This window comes from Pseudarthrobacter siccitolerans, assembly GCF_030823375.1.
Lineage (GTDB): Bacteria > Actinomycetota > Actinomycetes > Actinomycetales > Micrococcaceae > Arthrobacter > Arthrobacter siccitolerans_A.
Genome location: NZ_JAUSXB010000001.1, coordinates 1,197,309 through 1,215,249 on the forward strand (window position 1 = coordinate 1,197,309; position 17,941 = coordinate 1,215,249).

Annotated in this window: 21 protein-coding genes; 10 read left to right on the top strand and 11 right to left on the bottom strand. The window is 65.4% G+C overall.

What is annotated here, in order from left to right; genetic code table 11:
• Positions 1 to 41 precede the first annotated feature (41 nt).
• The gene (locus QFZ36_RS05595; RefSeq protein ID WP_306634576.1) at positions 42 to 1,028 is read right to left on the bottom strand and encodes a general stress protein; all 987 of its coding nucleotides are present in this window, start codon (positions 1,026 to 1,028) and stop codon (positions 42 to 44) included.
• A 77-nt stretch (positions 1,029 to 1,105) separates the two neighbouring features.
• Here QFZ36_RS05595 and QFZ36_RS05600 point away from each other — a divergent pair, with 77 nt between their 5' ends.
• From QFZ36_RS05600 to QFZ36_RS05610, 3 genes are read left to right on the top strand one after another with little or no spacing between them, the layout of a single operon-like run.
• Complete coding sequence (locus QFZ36_RS05600; RefSeq protein WP_306634577.1) at positions 1,106 to 2,389, top strand: magnesium transporter MgtE N-terminal domain-containing protein; 1,284 nt, start codon at positions 1,106 to 1,108, stop codon at positions 2,387 to 2,389.
• A complete protein-coding gene (locus tag QFZ36_RS05605) occupies positions 2,373 to 3,065 on the top strand; it encodes a DUF1003 domain-containing protein (protein WP_373427022.1) in 693 nt (230 codons plus the stop codon). The genes QFZ36_RS05600 and QFZ36_RS05605 overlap by 17 nt, the downstream gene beginning before the upstream one ends.
• The gene (locus QFZ36_RS05610) at positions 3,066 to 4,205 is read left to right on the top strand and encodes an Mrp/NBP35 family ATP-binding protein (protein WP_306634579.1); all 1,140 of its coding nucleotides are present in this window, start codon (positions 3,066 to 3,068) and stop codon (positions 4,203 to 4,205) included.
• Between the two features lie 31 nt (positions 4,206 to 4,236).
• Here the strand turns inward: QFZ36_RS05610 and QFZ36_RS05615 are convergent, their stop codons facing one another.
• The 3 genes from QFZ36_RS05615 to sigE all read right to left on the bottom strand — a co-directional run bounded on the left by QFZ36_RS05615 (position 4,237) and on the right by sigE (position 6,205).
• Positions 4,237 to 4,650 (bottom strand): Sec-independent protein translocase TatB, encoded by a 414-nt coding sequence (locus QFZ36_RS05615; RefSeq protein ID WP_306634581.1) that lies wholly within the window; start codon positions 4,648 to 4,650, stop codon positions 4,237 to 4,239.
• Between the two features lie 69 nt (positions 4,651 to 4,719).
• Positions 4,720 to 5,583, bottom strand: a complete 864-nt coding sequence (locus tag QFZ36_RS05620) for an anti-sigma factor (RefSeq protein ID WP_306634583.1) — start codon at positions 5,581 to 5,583, stop codon at positions 4,720 to 4,722.
• Between the two features lie 7 nt (positions 5,584 to 5,590).
• Positions 5,591 to 6,205, bottom strand: coding sequence for an RNA polymerase sigma factor SigE (gene sigE / locus QFZ36_RS05625; RefSeq protein ID WP_306634584.1), 615 nt, complete (start codon positions 6,203 to 6,205; stop codon positions 5,591 to 5,593).
• A gap of 230 nt (positions 6,206 to 6,435) precedes the next feature.
• Between sigE and QFZ36_RS05630 the strand changes: the two genes are divergently transcribed.
• Positions 6,436 to 7,068, top strand: a complete 633-nt coding sequence (locus QFZ36_RS05630; RefSeq protein ID WP_306634585.1) for an O-methyltransferase — start codon at positions 6,436 to 6,438, stop codon at positions 7,066 to 7,068.
• Positions 7,069 to 7,115: 47 nt separating this feature from the next.
• Here QFZ36_RS05630 and QFZ36_RS05635 read toward each other — a convergent pair whose 3' ends face one another.
• The 4 genes from QFZ36_RS05635 to QFZ36_RS05650 all read right to left on the bottom strand — a co-directional run bounded on the left by QFZ36_RS05635 (position 7,116) and on the right by QFZ36_RS05650 (position 10,003).
• Positions 7,116 to 7,283: a DUF3117 domain-containing protein gene (locus QFZ36_RS05635; protein ID WP_306634586.1), complete on the bottom strand. Its 168-nt coding sequence runs from the start codon at positions 7,281 to 7,283 to the stop codon at positions 7,116 to 7,118.
• A 233-nt stretch (positions 7,284 to 7,516) separates the two neighbouring features.
• Complete coding sequence (locus QFZ36_RS05640; protein ID WP_306634588.1) at positions 7,517 to 8,764, bottom strand: hypothetical protein; 1,248 nt, start codon at positions 8,762 to 8,764, stop codon at positions 7,517 to 7,519.
• Positions 8,761 to 9,189 carry a DivIVA domain-containing protein gene (locus QFZ36_RS05645; protein WP_306634590.1) on the bottom strand — a complete coding sequence of 143 codons (429 nt, stop codon included), beginning with the start codon at positions 9,187 to 9,189 and terminating at the stop codon, positions 8,761 to 8,763. Before QFZ36_RS05645 ends, QFZ36_RS05640 begins: the two co-directional genes overlap by 4 nt.
• A 31-nt stretch (positions 9,190 to 9,220) precedes the next feature.
• Entirely contained in the window at positions 9,221 to 10,003 is a 783-nt protein-coding gene (locus QFZ36_RS05650; protein ID WP_306634592.1) for an LOG family protein, read from the bottom strand.
• A 104-nt stretch (positions 10,004 to 10,107) separates the two neighbouring features.
• On the opposite strand from QFZ36_RS05650, the gene QFZ36_RS05655 reads away from it, so the two are divergent.
• From QFZ36_RS05655 to QFZ36_RS05670, 4 genes are all read left to right on the top strand, one after another.
• Positions 10,108 to 10,863 (top strand): amino acid ABC transporter ATP-binding protein, encoded by a 756-nt coding sequence (locus tag QFZ36_RS05655; protein WP_306634594.1) that lies wholly within the window; start codon positions 10,108 to 10,110, stop codon positions 10,861 to 10,863.
• 70 nt (positions 10,864 to 10,933) lie between these two features.
• Positions 10,934 to 11,821 (top strand): glutamate ABC transporter substrate-binding protein, encoded by an 888-nt coding sequence (locus QFZ36_RS05660; protein WP_306634596.1) that lies wholly within the window; start codon positions 10,934 to 10,936, stop codon positions 11,819 to 11,821.
• A gap of 85 nt (positions 11,822 to 11,906) precedes the next feature.
• Complete coding sequence (locus QFZ36_RS05665; protein WP_306634598.1) at positions 11,907 to 12,557, top strand: amino acid ABC transporter permease; 651 nt, start codon at positions 11,907 to 11,909, stop codon at positions 12,555 to 12,557.
• The gene (locus tag QFZ36_RS05670; RefSeq protein WP_306634600.1) at positions 12,554 to 13,390 is read left to right on the top strand and encodes an amino acid ABC transporter permease; all 837 of its coding nucleotides are present in this window, start codon (positions 12,554 to 12,556) and stop codon (positions 13,388 to 13,390) included. The genes QFZ36_RS05665 and QFZ36_RS05670 overlap by 4 nt, the downstream gene beginning before the upstream one ends.
• A 73-nt stretch (positions 13,391 to 13,463) precedes the next feature.
• On the opposite strand, the gene dapE is transcribed toward QFZ36_RS05670, so the two are convergent.
• Positions 13,464 to 14,600: a succinyl-diaminopimelate desuccinylase gene (gene dapE, locus QFZ36_RS05675; RefSeq protein WP_306634601.1), complete on the bottom strand. Its 1,137-nt coding sequence runs from the start codon at positions 14,598 to 14,600 to the stop codon at positions 13,464 to 13,466.
• Between the two features lie 50 nt (positions 14,601 to 14,650).
• On the opposite strand from dapE, the gene dapD reads away from it, so the two are divergent.
• Together dapD and QFZ36_RS05685 are read left to right on the top strand one after the other, a co-directional pair.
• Positions 14,651 to 15,679, top strand: coding sequence for a 2,3,4,5-tetrahydropyridine-2,6-dicarboxylate N-succinyltransferase (dapD, locus tag QFZ36_RS05680; RefSeq protein WP_306634602.1), 1,029 nt, complete (start codon positions 14,651 to 14,653; stop codon positions 15,677 to 15,679).
• A gap of 6 nt (positions 15,680 to 15,685) precedes the next feature.
• Entirely contained in the window at positions 15,686 to 16,543 is an 858-nt protein-coding gene (locus tag QFZ36_RS05685; protein ID WP_306634604.1) for a hypothetical protein, read from the top strand.
• Between the two features lie 47 nt (positions 16,544 to 16,590).
• On the opposite strand, the gene QFZ36_RS05690 is transcribed toward QFZ36_RS05685, so the two are convergent.
• On the bottom strand, positions 16,591 to 17,202 hold the full coding sequence (locus QFZ36_RS05690; protein WP_306634606.1) for a hypothetical protein: 612 nt from the start codon (positions 17,200 to 17,202) through the stop codon (positions 16,591 to 16,593).
• Positions 17,203 to 17,301: 99 nt separating this feature from the next.
• Positions 17,302 to 17,910, bottom strand: coding sequence for a TetR/AcrR family transcriptional regulator (locus tag QFZ36_RS05695; protein ID WP_306634608.1), 609 nt, complete (start codon positions 17,908 to 17,910; stop codon positions 17,302 to 17,304).
• Positions 17,911 to 17,941 lie beyond the last annotated feature (31 nt).

The following is a 17,941-nucleotide window of genomic DNA, read 5'->3' on the forward strand; positions in this document are numbered from 1 at the left end:
AAATCACCCGGTGGCCCCGCTTTTTTGTGCCGGGAGAACGGCTACTGCCGCGGATCGCCTGACTGGCGCCGTTCGTCGACCGGACGCTGTTCGTCGACCGGGCGCTGCTCGTCCGCGGGCCGCTGGTCCGCCGGCTCCCCGCCGTCGGCCGGGCCGGCAAGGTGCTGGCCGTGAAGCCGCTGGCCTTCCGGATACTGGGCGGCAGGCTGCTGCGGACCGGCCTGCGCATTCGCGTGAGGACCGCTTTCCGGAAGCCGGACGCCGTACTGTGGCCGGCCGTCGGGCAGGTCCGGGTAACGCACTGCCCGTGACGGCGCGGGGGAAGCCTGCTGCGGGCCGTCGTCGTGCGGCTGTTCTACCGGCGCACCATAGACCGGGCTCTCCTGCGCGGACTCAGCGGACGACTGGCCGTACGGATCGTTCCAGCCGGAGGGGCGGGCAGGCCCTTGGCCCGGCTGCTGGTAGGGCTGGTTGTGATAATCCCGCTGCGTGTAAGGACCGTTGCCGGCGGCAGCGTCCGAGCGCGTCATGGGCAGCTGCTGCAGGAGCCTGCGGGCCTCGTGCGCGGCCTCGGGCGCCACGATGACGTCATAGCTGGTGGCCACCACCTGGCTGGTGGAGGTGAAGTCGCGCTTTCCCCGCTGCATCGCGTAGGTGACGATGCCAAAGAGCATAAAGAACGCAGCACCCATCAGCACGGATGTCAGGATGGAGAAGTACCCCGGTGACGGTGCGAAGAAGGAGAGCATCACGCCCACGAACAGGCCGAACCACATGCCGCTCAACGCACCGGACAGGGCAACCCGGGGGTAGCTCAGGCGCCCCGTGACCCGCTCCACCATCTTCAGTTCGTTGCCCACGATGGACACCATCTGCACGGGGAACTGCTGGTCCGCGAGGTAGTCCACCGCCTTCTGGGCATCCAGGTAAGAGGTGTAGGAGCCGACGGTGTCGCCGGTGGGAACGGCCCTGGCTTCGTCCATGCCGTTGGGGCCGCCAGCCTTGGGAGCACCAAATATGTTTGCCATAGTCCCATTCTTGCCCATGAGCATGTGTGCCGCCTGTAAATTCAGCTAAAAGAGAGCAGACTCGGTAGCCTGTAGGAGTGAGCACAACACCTACCCGCGTCTTCGTGGCGCGCCTGCTGGGACTCGACGTCTTCGACCCGCTGGGCGACCGGCTGGGCCGGCTGCGCGATGTCGTTGTGCTCTCCCGCGGCACCCAGGGAGCCCCGCACGTGGTGGGCATCGTGGTGGAAGTCCCCGGGAAGAAGCGGGTCTTTGTGCCCATGACGCGGATTACCTCCATCGACCAGACGCAGGTCATCTGCACCGGCCTGGTCAATCTGCGCCGCTTTGAACAGCGCGGCGCCGAAACGCTGGTGGTGGCCGAGATGTTCGACCGGCGCGTCACCCTCCGGGACGGCAGCGGCGATGCCACCATCGAGGACATCGCCATGGACCAGAGCCGCTCCCACGACTGGTTCGTCAGCAAGCTTTTTGTCCGGCGGGGCCACTCGCTCTCGCCGCTGAGCCGGCTGCGCCGCAACGAAACCCTGATCATCGACTGGGCCGACGCCCTGCAGGGCCCCCGTACGGAGCCGCAGGCCGCCACCCAGTTCGTGGCAAACCATGAGGACCTCAAGCCTGCCGACTTCGCCGAAGCGCTCCAGGAGATGAGCGATAAACGCCGTTTCGAGGTGGCCAGCGAGCTCCAGGACGAACGGCTGGCCGACGTCCTGCAGGAGCTTCCGGAGGACGACCAGGTGGAGATCCTCTCCGCCCTGGACGTGCAGCGTGCCGCCGACGTGTTGGAGGAGATGGACCCCGACGACGCCGCCGACCTCCTGGGCGAACTCCCTTCCGCCCAGGCCGAAGAACTGCTCCAGCTGATGGAGCCCGAGGGTGCAGAGGACGTCCGGCGCCTCCTGGAATACGACGAGGACACCGCCGGCGGCCTGATGACGCCCGTGCCGGTGATCCTGCCGCCCGAGGCCACGGTTGCCGAGGCCCTTGCGCATGTGCGGCGCGAGGAACTTTCTCCCGCGCTTGCTTCCTCCATCTTTATTGCCCGGCCCCCGCTGGAGACGCCCACCGGCCGGTTCCTGGGCGTAGTCCACATCCAGCAGCTCCTCCGCTTCCCGCCCTTCGAGTCGCTCGGCAACCTCGTGGACAAAAACCTGGAGCCCCTGTCCGACCAGGCACACATCAGTGAAGTGGCACGGACCCTGGCCACCTACAACCTGAACTCCCTTCCGGTGGTCAACGACTCCGGCCGGCTTGTGGGGGCGGTGACCGTGGATGACGTTCTGGATCACCTGTTGCCCGATGACTGGCGCGCCCATGACGGTGAAGCCCCGATAAGAAGGCTCGGTGGCCGTATTGGCTGACATCAGTGCTCCAAAAGGCCCCGTACAGCGTCCCTCCCCCAAGACCGCCGGCAGCCTCGACACACCGCTGAGCGGCCGCCAGCGGATCCTCCCCAAGTTCTCCCCGGACCCGGACGCGTTTGGCCACGCCACTGAGGGGTTTGCCCGGTTCATGGGCACGCCGCAGTTCCTGGTCTACATGACGGTGTTCGTCGTCATCTGGCTTGCCTGGAATACCTGGGCACCGCTGGAATGGCAGTTCGACTCACGCGACCTCGGCTTCACCCTGCTGACCCTGATGCTGTCCCTGCAGGCGTCCTACGCGGCGCCCCTGCTGCTGCTCGCGCAAAACCGCCAGGACGACCGCGACCGCGTGTCACTGCAGCAGGACCGCCAGCGCGCCGAACGCAACCTGTCTGACACGGAGTACCTGACCCGGGAACTGGCGTCGCTGCGGATCGCCCTCCGTGAGGTGGCAACCAGGGACTACGTCCGCGCCGAGCTGCGCTCGCTCCTGGAAGACATGCTGGAAGCCCAGGAAGAGCTTCGTTCCCATGATTCAACCGGTCAGGGGCAACACGAGTCCCCGCGGGACAAGGTCAGGGAAAAACTCAAGGAACAGCGCGAGCGGCAGCGGAACCCCCGCACCCAGCAGATTCCCCGGGTCAAACCGGGCCATTCAACCCAGGAACGTTAATTGAGCGCACCTCCCGCCAGTCCCTCCCCCGGGGCGGTCAACGCCGCCCTGGCCACCGTCATCGATCCCGAGCTCCGCCGTCCCATCACGGAACTGGGCATGGTGGAGTCAGTAGGAATTTCCGACGACGGCCTGGTCACCCTCACGGTCCTGCTCACCATCGCGGGCTGCCCCCTGAGGGACACCATCACCGCCGACGCCACCAAGGCGCTGCTGGCAGTTCCCGGAGTGGCCGCCGTCGACGTTGACCTCAAGGTGATGAGCCAGGAACAGCGTGACGCCCTCAAGGAACTGCTCCGCGGCGCCGGCGGACAGCGCGGAATCCCCTTCAACCAGCCGGACTCGCTGACCAAGGTCTACGCAGTGGCCAGCGGCAAGGGCGGCGTGGGAAAGTCCTCCGTGACCGTCAACCTCGCCTGTGCCCTGGCCGCGCAGGGGCTGCGGGTGGGGATCGTTGACGCCGACGTTTACGGCTTCTCCGTTCCGGCACTGATGGGGATCACCCAGGCGCCCACCCGGGTGGACGACATGATCCTGCCGCCGGTGGCTTACGGCGTGAAGGTGATATCCATCGGCATGTTCGTCAGCGGCAACCAACCGGTGGCCTGGCGCGGGCCCATGCTGCACCGGGCGCTGGAGCAGTTCCTGACCGATGTGTACTTCGGCGACCTGGACGCCCTGTTCCTGGACCTGCCGCCCGGCACCGGAGACATTGCCATCTCCGTGGCGCAGCTGCTGCCCAAGGCCGAGATCCTGGTGGTCACCACGCCGCAGGCTGCCGCGGCGGATGTCGCGGAGCGGGCGGGCGCCATCGCCACCCAGACGGGGCAGAAGGTGGCCGGCGTGATCGAGAACATGTCGTATCTGGAAATGCCCGACGGCGGCCGGATGGATTTGTTCGGAAGCGGCGGCGGGGCGGTGCTCGCGGAGAGGCTGACGGCAACCGTAGGCGAGGACGTTCCGCTGCTGGGGCAGATCCCGCTGGATATCAAGCTGCGGGAGGGCGGCGATACCGGGAATCCGATCGTGCTTGCCCAGGCCGGGACGCCTGCGGCCGAAGCGCTTTCAGGGATTGCCGGCCGGCTGGCTGCCAAGCCGCGGGGTCTGGCCGGACTGAAGCTGGGGCTGCAGCCCCGCTGACCTGTCTGGTCAGCAGCCGCGGGCCGGTTGGCTAGGTGGCTTCCGTATCGTAAGGCGCGGCTTCCCCAGGCGGGAGCGACTGCAGCACGCGTTCCGGCCGCTGCGGAGCCGCAGTGCCAGCCCCCGCGACGGCAGCCGCACCGGCGACAGCGGCCACGGCTGCAGGCGCACCGGAGCTGACGGGCTTGGTGTCGTCGTCGAGCAGCGCTTCTTTGATGATGCGCCGGGGATCGTACTGGCGGGGATCGTACTTCTTCCAGTCGACATCGTCGATGTCGATCCCCACTTCTTCCTTGATCTGTTCCCGCGCACCGGAGGCCATCCGGCGGACTTCCTTGACCAGGTTGGCGAGTTTCTGCGTGTATTCGGGCAGCCGCTGGGGGCCGATCACGAGGACGCCAATGATCAGCAGAAGAAAGAACTCCGGGCCGTTGATTCCAAACACTTTAGGAAGATTACCCTCTCCGGGCTGCCAGTGACGATTCCCGTCTGTGGGTGGCGGAAACAGTCCGCACTACTGGATAAACAGGGCCACGATCTTGTTCAGTCCGCGTTGCAGCCTGGCCGCTACCGGCTCCCCGCCCTGCGTCGGCGGCCCGTCCACGGCTTCGGCGGAAATGCCCGCCGCCGCGTGCTCGCTGAGAAGCCTCAGTATGGGTACGGCGTCGTCCGCCTGTTCCGCCGGCAGGTTGGACTCATAGGTGAAAGTCCGGTCCGGCACCCGGTAGGTGGCAGACCATGGCGAGGAAGCACGGACCTGCAGCCGCTCGCCGCCGGCGGCAACGGCCGCGTCCGCTTCCGGCCCGGCAGTATGGCGTTCCGTGAGGGTGGCATAGTGCGTCCCGTCGGAAAGTTTCAGCTCAACGGCGGGCCCGCCCTCAATCACAAGGGCCCTCGCGGACTCAAGGTGGAAGCCCATCGCTTCGAGCTCCGGGCATATCCAACCCTCGGAACGCAGGGAAGACAACCGCTCCGCACTCAGTGACCTGCCGTCTGCCGGCGTCTGGGAGGAAACATGGGCGAGGGTGGCGGCCGCTGCCGGACCACCTGCCTGGGCAGGGTCCCCGGCAACTGCAAAGGCGCCGGCCGCAAGAACACCGGCGGCTGCAACGGTGCCGCCGGCGGACATCGCCAGGATACGGACCGCTGCCCGGGGTGCCTGGCGTTGGGGGTAGGGATGCGGAGGCCGGTCAGCGAGCTCCTGGGTCCTGGCGAGGAGCCGGGCGGTCAGGTCGTCGCTCGCCGGCGGGATGGGGGCATCCCGCAGCCGCTCGAGGTACTGGCGTTCCCGGCGCACGGCCAAGGCGCATTCGTGGCACGACTGGAGGTGGCTGGCGGTGCGCTGATGCCTGCGTCCGAGCGGTAACTGGGGCCTCATGCGCCGTTCAGAGGATCCCGGCGATGCGCGGCAGCGACAGCTTGGGCCTGGACTGCTGCGGACGCGGGTCGCGGTGGGCCAGCTTCTCGCGGAGCATGGTCCGGCCACGGTGGATCCGCGAGCGGACCGTACCGAGCTTGACGCCCAGGGCCTCCGCCACTTCGTCGTAGGACAGGCCTTCAAGGTCGCACAGAACCACGGCCGCCCGGAAGTCCGGCGGGAGTTCCTCAAGCGCGGCCTGGACGTCGAGGTCGAGGTTGTTCAGCTCAAAACTCTGTTCCGGTCCGGGTTCGCGCCCGGGGATCCTCGACTCGGCATCCTCGGCCAGGGCATCGAACCGGATGCGGGTTTTGCGGCGCGCCTGGTCCAGGAAAAGGTTGGTGGTGATGCGGTGCAGCCAGCCGTCCAGCGTTCCGGGCTTGAAGTTTTCCAGCGACCGGAAGACGCGGACGAACACCTCCTGGGTGAGGTCCTCGGCGTCGAACTTGTTTCCCGTCAGGCGGTAGGCCAGCCGGTATACCTTGGCGGAGTGGTTGGTCACCACTTCTTCCCAAGTGGGACGGACCCACTCGGCCTCGGCATTATTTGCTGCAGGGACAGGTGCCACAACTGATGATGACATCGTCCACTCCCCTCATGGAATGCTAACGCCCGGATACTGTTGACATCTCTGATTCGGCGCCGACCACCCTATGGATGAGCGGATAATAATCATTTCAAACTTGGCTGGGAATTTCCTGACTGCCGGAAAACTTCAGCCGTAGGCGCAACAGCCCGCCTTCCCGGCTGCCGGCACCGGACACAGTAGGCTGTAGAGGATACTCCCCCCTGCCGCCCAGAAAGCGAATATCCATGAGCGCCGACAAGTCCATCAGCTGGTCCTATGCAGAAGATCTGCCCGCTGAGGATGAGGTTATGCTTCGGGCCCGGGAGCGCTCCTTCGAACTCGGCGTGACCCCCATCGGGCCCGGCGTGGGAGCCGTCCTCACCGTACTGGCAGCGGCCTCCAAAGCCCAGACCGCCGTCGAAATAGGCACGGGAGCCGGCGTCTCGGGTGTCTGCCTGCTCCGGGGCCTCGGCCCGCACGCCGTCCTCACCACCATCGACGTGGACGTTGAACACCTCAAGGCCGCCCGCGAAGCTTTCTCCGAAGCCGGCAGCCCGGCCAACCGGACCCGCACCATCTCCGGGCGGGCGGGCGACGTACTGCCGCGGCTCACGGACGGCGCCTACGACCTCGTTTTCATTGACGCCGACAAGCCCGGACTTCCCGGCTACGTGGAGCAGGCCATCCGGCTCCTGAAGCCCGCCGGACTGCTGATCATCAATGACGCGCTGGACAAGGACAAGGTAGCCAACCCTGCCGGCCGCGAAGCCACCACGGTGGTCCTCCGCCAGGTGGGAAAGAACATCCGCGACGACGAGAGGCTGGCTTCGGCCATGCTTCCCACCGGCGACGGCCTGCTGGTAGCAGTCAAAAAATAAGACAGGGTCCGCAGCCTTTCCAGGCTGCGGACCCTGTCTTCGCACGATTAATCGGTGACGCCGACCAGGCATTCCCGAAGGTTGGCCGCTTCAGCAGCATTCAGTTCGACCACCAGGCGCCCGCCGCCTTCGAGCGGGACGCGCATGATCAGGCTGCGGCCCTCCTTGGTGACTTCCATTGGGCCGTCGCCGGTGCGTGGTTTCATAGCCGCCATGAGGAATTCCCCTCCATTTAGTCCCAGGACTGATCAGCCCGGGCGGGCTGTGTCCGCATGTAGATCCAGCTGCCATGGCGGAGTGGATAGACACCGCCATGGCTGCGCATATTCTGAATGCTTTTTGTCCTTGCTTACCTTCCATTATCGCGGAATTACCCGCGCGTAGCTAATCGATGGACATTTCCGGCAGGGCGCGATTTGTACTCTGACCTGCAGGAAAGTCCAAAGTCCTAGGGTGGATAATCTCCCCCGCCCGGCAATTGCGCCCAGGCCCACAGCCATACGATCCAGACGACCTGCAGCAGCAGGAACATCACCACAACCGTCCCCCGGTAGGCCCTGGACCGGGACAGCAACGCGGCCCCCAGCGCCAGTGGAAACAGCGGCAGCAACATGCGGAAGGTACTGGTCTGCGGGTGAAGGAACGCGACCAGGTACCCCATGTAGCAGGCGCACCACAGGCGGAGTTCGACGCCGAGGCGGACCACCGGGGGCAGGTACAGCATCGCGGCGAAGAGGGCCACAAAAACGAACGGCGCCAGGATGCCCAGTACCGGCCCGAAGAGGTCCACGCCCGTATCGAACCAGGGCTTGAAGGGAACGAGGTCATGGCCCCGCCACACTGTTTCGGTTTTGGTGTACGCCTGGATATCCCCCGTGGCTGCCCATGCTGCGGCGGGCCAGGCCAGTGCCGAGGCGCCCGCCACTGCCGTCAGCGTGGCGAGGGCCGCGAGCTCCGGCGTCGTATGGAATCCGGCTTCACTCCGGCGGACCCGCTGCACCAGGCGGAAGATCAACAGGATGCCGAGCATAGCGGCAAAGGGAACACCCACCGGCCGGGAGAGGCACAGCAGCACCACCACCGGAATGCCCCACCAGTACTGCCGCCGGATCACGAGCAGCAGCGCCGCCGCGAGCAGCAGCAGTGACAGCGGCTCGGCATAGGGCACCTGGAGCACCGCGGACACCGGGAACGTGGCCAAGAAGGCCACCCCCCACAATGCGGTCCCATGGGCCGCCTTATGCCGGAACAGCACGTAGGCCACCAGTGCTGCGCCAAGGCCGGACAGCATGGCGATGATGGTCAGGGAGGCAGCGGGAGCCAACCCCGTGAGGTTGCCCAGCCCGCCCGCCAGGGACGGGAACAAGGGATAAAACGCCCAGGTATTCTCCTGCACGTTGCCCGCAGCATCCACCGGAAGAGTGGTGGGGTAGCCGCCCTGGATCACCCGTGCATACCAGCGCGCGTCCCAGATGTTGATGAAGTTCCAGTAGTCAGGCTTTGCCGGGAACCAGGGGTTGCGTCCCTGGTGCAGGGCCGCGGCCATAAAGATGCCGGCGCTGACGAGCCTGGCCAGGACATAGATGGCGGATACCTGCAGCCACCAGGGCCAGCCCCGGACGGTCGCGCGGGAGCGGAGCGCCAGTGATTGGACGGACGCTCCAACTCCCGCACCGCGCCGTGTGTCGGTACTCAAGCCGGGCCTTCCGCTGTGGCCGACTGCCCCGTGCCGGGCTTCCGTGCTTCCGTGCCGGCTTCTCCCTGCAAGGCTTCCTGCGGTTCGCGCTCAGGTGCCGGCTGTTCCAATTGCACCAGACGGGCCTTCAGCGTCTCTACCTCATGCCGGCTTGCGGCAAGCTGGTCCCGCAACTCATCAAGCACCTGGTCCACCTGGTCCATCCGGTATCCCCGCAGGCCCAGCGAAAAGCGGACGCTGTCCACGTCCTGCGGTGCGGCATGGGCGGGCAGCAGGACCGGAGGCAGGTTTGCCGGCGGCTCCTCGAGGCCGGCATCCAGCAGGGCCGGCAGCGGGCGGCCCTGCTTGCCCGCGCGCCGCCCGACGCTTGCCCACAGGACGGCGCCGATCAGCAGCACGGCGAGGAAGACCAGAAAAAAACTCACAACTCCATCGTGCCAGACCCGGCAGCCGTGGCTACTCGGGGCGCTGTTCGCCGTTCAGGGAAGGAGTGACGCCCACGCCGAGCACGCGGTCCACCGCTTCCGCCGGATCATCCACCACCTGGATCAGGTCCAGGTCCTTCGCCGAGACCATGCCCTCCGCCACCAGGGTTCCCTTGATCCAATCGATCATGGGACCCCAGAAGTCCACACCGAGCAGCACAATCGGGAAGGACGTCACCTTGCGGGTCTGCACCAGGACCATGGCTTCAAAGAGTTCGTCCAGTGTGCCCAGGCCGCCCGGCAGGACGATGAATCCCTGGGCGTACTTGACGAACATGGTCTTGCGGGCGAAGAAGTACCGGAAGTTGATACCCAGGTCCACCCACTGGTTCAGGCCCTGCTCAAAGGGAAGTTCGATGCCCAGCCCTACGGACACCCCGTTGCCTTCAACCGTGCCGCGGTTGGCCGCTTCCATGGAACCAGGTCCGCCCCCGGTGATAACAGCGACACCGGACTGAGCCAGCTTCCGGCCCACCTCGACGCCCATTTCGTAATAGTGGCTGCCGGGCTTTGTCCGTGCAGAACCGAAGACGCTCACGGCCGGGCCGAGGTCTGCAAGCGCGCCGAAGCCCTCCACGAATTCGCTTTGAATCCGCATCACGCGCCAGGGATCAGTGTGCACAAACTGGCCGGGCCCCTTGGTATCAAGCAGATGCTGGTCGGACATTTCGACCGCCGCCTGTTTACGGCGAAGCTCAAGGGGGCCCTTACGGCGCGGCTGGATGTTTTTGGCCGGATCTGCACTGATGCTCATTCCCCTAGGCTAACCCGACGGCGCGAGGTATCTCTTGAATCACGATCCTCAGGAACCTGCGGTGATTCACGTCATAAGCCACCGTTGTTCGCTAGATTCTTCCTATGACTACTCATGTGCCCGGCGATGCCCTCGTCTCCCTGAACGCCGTAAACAAGCATTACGGCCAGCTGCACGTTTTGAAGGACATCAATCTTCAGGTCCGCAAGGGCGAGGTTGTTGTGGTCATCGGACCTTCGGGCTCCGGTAAGTCCACCCTGTGCCGCGCCATCAACCGTCTTGAAACCATTGAAGGCGGCACCATCAGCATCGACGGAAAGGTTCTTCCGGAGGAAGGCAAGGAACTCGCGCAGCTCCGTGCCGACGTCGGCATGGTCTTCCAATCGTTCAATCTCTTCGCGCACAAAACAATTCTCGAAAACGTCACCCTCGGCCCCATCAAGGTCAAGGGTGCCCAGAAGGCAGCAGCGGACAAGGACGCCATGGCGCTGCTCGAACGTGTCGGCGTCGGGCACCAGGCACCGAAGCTGCCCGCACAGCTGTCCGGCGGCCAGCAGCAGCGCGTTGCGATTGCCCGCGCCCTTGCGATGAAGCCCAAGGTCATGCTGTTCGACGAACCCACCTCGGCGCTGGACCCCGAAATGATCAATGAGGTCCTGGACGTTATGGTCCAGCTCGCCAAGGAGGGCATGACCATGATCGTGGTCACCCACGAAATGGGCTTCGCCCGCAAGGCTGCGGACCGTGTGGTCTTTATGGCCGACGGCCAGATCGTGGAGGACGCGACTCCTGAAGAGTTCTTCACAAATCCCAAGAGCGACCGCGCCAAAGATTTCCTCTCCAAGCTCCTCACCCACTGAAGCACCTACGAACAAACACTCCCAGTTCGCACCCAGGCCGTGACCCACGGCCACCAATGAAAGGAATGTCATGAAGGCATTTTTGACCCGGCGGAAATCATTCTTCGTGGCGGCTACCGCTGCCCTCGCCCTGTCCCTGAGCGCCTGCGGCGGCGCAACTACCCCGGGTACCAGCGACCCCAGTGTGGCTGCGAAGCCCTCCTTCGCGGCCGGCACCACCATGGAAAAGCTCGCCTCCGCCGGCACCATTAAGATCGGCACCAAGTACGACCAGCCCCTCTTCGGCCAGGTTGGCCTGGACGGCAAGCCGGTGGGCTTCGACGTTGAAATGGGCAAGCTGATCGCCGCCAAGCTGGGCATCGCCGCGGACAAGATCGAATGGTCCGAGACTGTGTCCGCCAACCGCGAACCGTTCATTGAGCAGGGCAAGGTTGACCTGGTCATTGCCACCTACACCATCAATGACAAGCGCAAGCAGGTTGTCAGCTTCGCCGGACCGTACTACGAGGCCGGCCAGGCGCTGATGGTGAACAAGGACAACGACTCCATCAAGAAGCCTGAGGACGTTGCGGGCAAGAAGGTCTGCTCCGTCACCGGTTCGACGCCGGCCGCCACCATCGTGGACAAGTACAAGGCCGAACTGGTTCCGGCTGCCACCTACTCCGCCTGCCTGGAGCCGCTGCGCAACAAGCAGGTCGAAGCCATCACCACGGACAACGTGATCCTCGCCGGTTTCGTGGACAAGGAACCGGACGCTTTCAAGCTCGCCTCGGATGAAACCTTCACCAAGGAGCCCTACGGCATCGGCCTGAAGAAGGACGATACCCAGTTCCGCAACTGGATCAACGACCAGCTGGAGGCATTCGAGAAGGACGGCTCCTACAAGAAGGCCTGGGAAGCAACCGCAGGTTCAGTCATCAAGACTGCCCCTAAGCTGCCCGAAATCGTCCGTTACTAAGTAACGCCAGTGGTTGCCGGGGCTGCTTCGAGGCCCCGGCAACCACCGCCTTCACCCCCGTCCACGCCCACAGCCGAAGGATCCAATGGACGTCATTCTTGAAAACCTGCCCCTGTACTGGAACGGTTTTCTCCGCACACTTTTCCTCTCCGCAGTTTCCGGCGTCATCGCGCTGGTGCTCGGGACCCTGCTCGCGGCAGCCAGGGTCTCCCCGGTGGCAGCGCTCCGCGGCTTCAGCACCGTTTACGTGGAAGTTCTCCGGAACACTCCGCTGACCATCGCCTTCTTCTTCGCAGCCATCGTCCTTCCCCGCATCGGAGTGAAATTCGAGCAGTTCGAAGTAGCGGCAATCATTGCCCTCAGTGCCTACACCGCAGCGTTCATCGCCGAAGCTGTCCGCTCAGGTGTCAACAGTGTTCCCGTTGGCCAGGCCGAAGCGGCCCGCAGTATCGGGATGAACTTCGGGCAGGTCCTGAACCTCATCATCCTTCCGCAGGCGTTGCGGACGGTGATCCCGCCGCTGATCAACATCCTGATCGCACTGGTCAAGAACTCCTCCGTGGCCGGCGCATTCTTTGTCCTTGAACTGTTCGGCTACGGCCGCCAGCTGGCCAACGCCAACGGTGACGCGGTCATCCCCGTCCTGCTCGGCGTTGCGTTCTTCTATCTGCTCCTCACCGTTCCGCTGGGCATCCTGGCCAGCACGGTGGAACGAAAGGTGGCGATTGCCCGATGAGCTCCGTGCTGTACGACGTTCCCGGCCCCAAGGCCCGGCGCATATCCCTTATTGGTTCAGTGGTCGGTGCCCTGCTGATCCTGGGCCTGCTCGCCTGGATCGTGATGACCCTTGCGCAGCAGGGCATTTTTGAGGGCCGCCGATGGCAGATCTTCACCCGCGGCGACGTGTGGACCCTCCTCGGCAACGGCCTCGGCGCGACTCTCAGTGCCGCCGCCCTGGCAGCCGTCATCGCCTTCCCGCTGGGGCTGGCGTTCTGCCTGCTGCGCATCTCTGATGCCGCATTCATCCGGATTCCCATCCGGGTGGTCCTGGAGTTCCTCCGCGGCATGCCCGTGGTCCTGATGATGCTGTTTGTCCTCCTGGGCTTTGGCACCTCGGCCTTTGTCGCCGTCGTCACCGGCCTGGTGCTCTACAACTCGGCGGTGTTCGCGGAGATCATCCGTGCGGGCATCCAGTCGCTGCCCAAGGGGCAGCGCGAAGCGGGCCTCGCCATTGGCCTGACCAGCTTCAAGTCCCGCATGCTGATCGAACTGCCGCAGGCCATCCGGCGGATGATGCCCTCCCTCGTGGCGCAGATGGTGGTGCTCCTCAAGGACACCTCGCTGGGCTACATCGTGGCGTACGGCGAGCTCCTGCGCGCCGTGCAGGTGATGGCGGACTTCCTGGGCACCCAGTTCCTGTTCCCCATCTTCTTTGTGGCCGCGGCGATCTACATCGCCATCAACATCCTTGTTTCACGCATCGCGGTGTGGATCGAGCGCCGCGGTTCAAGGAAAGCGGCAGGCGGGGTGGCCAGGGCCGAAGCAGCTGCCAAAGCAGCCGTTCCCTAGCAGCTCCTCACAGCGATGGCCCGGACCGCGCCCATTTTTGGGTTCCAGCAGTCCGGGCCTTCCCTTTTAAGGATCAGGCTGCCAGCCATTCCTGCAGCGCCTGCAGGCATTTCCTGATGGCGTCGGCGTGCACGTGTTCGTTGTCTTTGTGCGCCAGGAGGGCATCGCCCGGCCCGAAGTTTACCGCCGGGATTCCGAGCTCGCTGAAACGCGCGACGTCGGTCCAGCCGTATTTGGGCTTCGGCTCGGCTCCCACGGCGGCAACGAAGGAAGCGGCGGCGGGGTGCTGAAGCCCGGGCCGCGCCCCGGCCGCAGCGTCGGTGCGGACAACGTCAAAACCGCCAAGGAGTTCCCGCACCACGGCTTCGGCCTGGTCCGGCGTCTTGTCCGGGGCAAACCGGTAGTTAATCTCCACCACACACCGGTCCGGAATGACATTTCCGGCAGTGCCGCCGTTGATTCGCACCGCGTTCAGGCTTTCACGGTAATCCAGGCCGTCCACGTTGACCGTCAGCGGTTCATAAGCCGCCAGCCGGGCCAGGATCGGGGCCGCAGCGTGGATGGCGTTGCTCCCCATCCAGGCGCGGGCGGAGTGGGCGGCCTCCCCCACGGTTGTCGCTTCGAACCTGCTGGTCCCGTTGCACCCGCCCTCCACGGTGCCGTCAGTGGGTTCGAGGAGGATGGCGAAGTCACCGCCCAGCAGGTCGCCGTGGTTGCGGACCAGCCGGCCCAGGCCGCTCTTCACGGCCTCCACTTCCTCGTGGTCATAAAAAACAAAGGTGACGTCCCGCTTTGGCACGGCCCCGCCGTCGAACATTGTGGCAGCCAGGGCGAGCTGCACCGCCACGCCGCCCTTCATGTCCGTGGCTCCGCGGCCGTACAGGACCCCTTCCCCGGGAACGCCGGACTCCCAAGTGGACGGAACCGTACCCCGCGACTCCCCGGCCAGCGGCAGCGGAACGGTGTCCAGGTGTCCAGCCAGGATGACGCGTTCCGGCTTGCCCAGCTCGGTCCGGGCGATGATGGCATCCCCGTCCCGCACGATGTGCAGTTCCGGGATGGTGCGCAGGCCCGCCTCAACGGCATCGGCGAGTTCGGTTTCGTTGCCGGACACGCTGTTGATGTCCATGATCGCGGCAGTCAGGAGCGCAACATCCTGGCGGAGGTCAAGTGGAAGGGTGGAAGATTCCGGGGCGGTTTCGGCAGTCACGAAGCCAGTCTAGTTCGGAGCAGGTGCCTGCCCGTCGATAGACTGGGGCAATGACTGAGACTGCTTCCTCCGCTGTGCCCGAAACCCGGACTGCCCCCACTGAAGAACGTTCCGCCTACGGCTTTGGCGTGGCCACCATCGCCACTGCCGGCACCGACGCCACCGTCCTGGATGTCTGGTTCCCGGCCCCCGCGCTTGGCGTCGCTGCCGACCACCTGCGGGCAGTAGAGAACGCGGACGAGGCACTCACCCGGATCGCCGAAGCCGGCACGGATGAGGACCGCGGCACTGAGCAGAAGGTGGTCTTTGTCCAGATCAACCTCGACGAGGCCCCGGCCGACACCGCTGACGCCTACCTGCGCCTGCACCTGCTCTCGCACCGCCTGGTCCGGCCCAACACCATCAACCTGGACGGCATCTTCGGCAAGCTGCCCAACGTCGTCTGGACCAATTTCGGCCCTGCCGCCGTGGAAGGCTTCGAACTGACCCGCGCCCGGCTGCGGCGCCGGGGCGCCGTCACCGTTTACGGCATCGACAAGTTCCCGCGCATGGTGGACTACGTGGTGCCCACCGGCGTCAGGATTGCCGACGCCGACCGGGTCCGCCTCGGTGCGCACCTCGCCGAAGGCACCACCGTGATGCACGAGGGCTTCGTCAACTTCAACGCTGGAACCCTGGGCACGTCCATGGTTGAGGGCCGGATTTCCGCCGGCGTGGTGACCGGCGACGGCAGCGACGTTGGCGGTGGCGCCTCCATCATGGGCACCCTGTCCGGCGGCGGCAAGGAAAAGATCACCATCGGCGAGCGGGTCCTGCTGGGCGCCAACTCCGGCGTCGGCATCAGCATCGGCGACGATTCCGTGGTCGAAGCCGGCCTTTACGTGACGGCAGGCACCCGCGTGCGCATACCCGGCCCCAAGGACGAGGTGGGCGAGGACACCACCAAGATCGTGAAGGCTGCCGAACTCTCCGGTGTCCCCAACCTGCTGTTCCGCCGCAACTCCACTACGGGCGCCGTGGAGGTACTCCCCCGCGCCGGCCAGACTGTGGAACTGAACGACGCCCTGCACGCCAACTGATCCTCGATGGCACGAAGACGCGGCCTTCGCCGCCTGCTGGTGCTGCTGCTCACGCTCGCACTGGTAGCCGGCGGCGTCTATTCGGCGGTGTTTTTTGTGCAGCGCTCCGAAACCCTTGTTTCGGAGCGCTGCACCGCCGTCGTGAATGGTAAGACGGCCGAGTTGGCTCCCGATCAGGCTGTCTACGCTTCCCTGATCACTGCCGTGGCCGTCCAGCGCGGGCTCCCGCCCCGGGCCGCAACCATAGCCTTGGCTACCGCCATGCAGGAGTCCAAGCTCCGGAACATTGAGCACGGGGACCAGGCCGGCCCCGATTCGCGGGGCCTGTTCCAGCAGCGTCCCTCGCAAGGCTGGGGGACCGAAGAGCAGATCATGGACCCCTTCTACGCCACCAACGCCTTTTACGACGCACTGGTGAAGATCCCCGGCTACGAATCGCTCGAGATCACGGAAGCTGCGCAGCGGGTGCAACGATCGGCGTTTCCCGGCGCCTATGCCCAGCACGAGCAGATGGGACGCTTTTTTGCCTCCGGGCTGTCCGGCCAGACGCCCGAAGCCGTTCAGTGCACCCTCCGCTCAGCAGATGCCGCCGGCGACCCCACCGCCGTTTCTGACCAGCTTGCCCAGGCCTACGGCCTCTCGGGCTCGGCCGTTGACCGCCAGACGCTGGTGGTGGAAGCCGACGGCAGCCAGGCCTGGTCCGTGGCGCAGTGGGCCGTAGCCAACGCCAAGACCCTCGACGTCACACAGGTGGACGTCGCCGGGCGGACCTGGAACCGGACCGAGCGGGACGGCTGGCACGAATCGGCGGCGCCGGATGGCCAGGTGCGGATTACGGTGTCACCGGCAGGCACCGGAGCCTGAGGCCCCTGGCGTCCTTCCGGGCCTGCCGTCCTTCGGGGCGGATTCTCCTAGACCAGGATTTCCACCACGGGCTGGACGTAGCTGCGGAACAGCTCCGGCTGGCCCATCAGCTGGTGGCTCATAATGATTTTGTCCGGCTCCAAGTACCAGGCCCGCTGCTCGTTCAACGGCAGTTCGATGATGGTCAGCTTGAAGTCGCGGGCGTTGCGTCCCACCTCCATCAGCCGGTCATCCACCATGTCCTCCAACAGCTGGTCCGCACCGTTGGCGGCGCGTTCAGCTTCGAGTTCGGCGTACTCGCTTCTGCGTTCCCGCGCCCAGGTGAGAGCCGAACCGAAGTGCGCCTGGAGTAGCCGCTGGAGGGCGGGCGAATTGCCGAACGCCTCAAACTCGGGCGGCGAAAGTTCCGGTGACGTCTGCGGGTATGCCTTCAGCAGCTGTTCCCACCATGCCTCCCACTCGGTCTTAAGCCCGCTCAGACCGCCCACATCGGCAGTCAGATGGGTATGGTCGGCATGATGGACCTTGGGAGCTGCATGCGACAGGGCGGGATGGCCTGCGCCGTCGAGTCCGGCGGCATCGCGCATGTACAGGGCGATCATCATCGGTCCGGACGTGTCAGTGGTTATCTGCCACCCGGAACCGGTCTTTTGCTGCATCCGAGATCCTTCCCTGGCGCGCCCCTGCCGGGTCTGGTGATCCGGTGCTGCGCCCCCGGCTATCAGTCTATTCCCCCGCGTTGCCGACGTTAACGAAATTCATCGCGTCAACCCGTCGAGGTGCCGCTCCAGGACATCCGTGCACATCCGGGCCGTCATCCAGCCTGGCTGAAGCAGGGCATGCATGCACAGGCCGTCCAGGGTGGCGAGCAGCCTCTCCGCCTCCACCACCAACGCCTCCTCGGATACGTCCCCGGGTACCAGGGCTGTAATCACGCGGCCGATTGCAGCTGCCACCTCACGGTGGCTGCGGTCCGCCTCCGCCCCAAGGAAGGGCCTGATCCTGGCGGCGTTGCGGAAGGCCATCCACACGCAGGCCTCCACAGCCCGCTGTTCGTCCAGCGGCAACAGTTCGCCCAGCAGTGTTAAAACGGCGTTTCGTCCTTCCGGGCTTCCGGCCGGGTAGCCCTGCAATCCAGGCAGCGCACTCTCCAGCCGGGCCACGATGCTGTCAATCACCGTGGCAAAGGAGAAGGTCAGCAGTTCATCGCTGCCCGCAAAGTAATGCCGGACGGAACCGACGGCGAGCCCGGCCTCGTCTGCCACTTCCCGAAGGGACGCCCTTTCCAACCCGTCTACGGCGATAATCCGCCAAACTGCTTCCACCACTTCCCGGCGCCGGGCTCCGGCGTGAACGATTTTAGGCACTCCTTTTATTTAGCACACCTGTGCTCAAGTG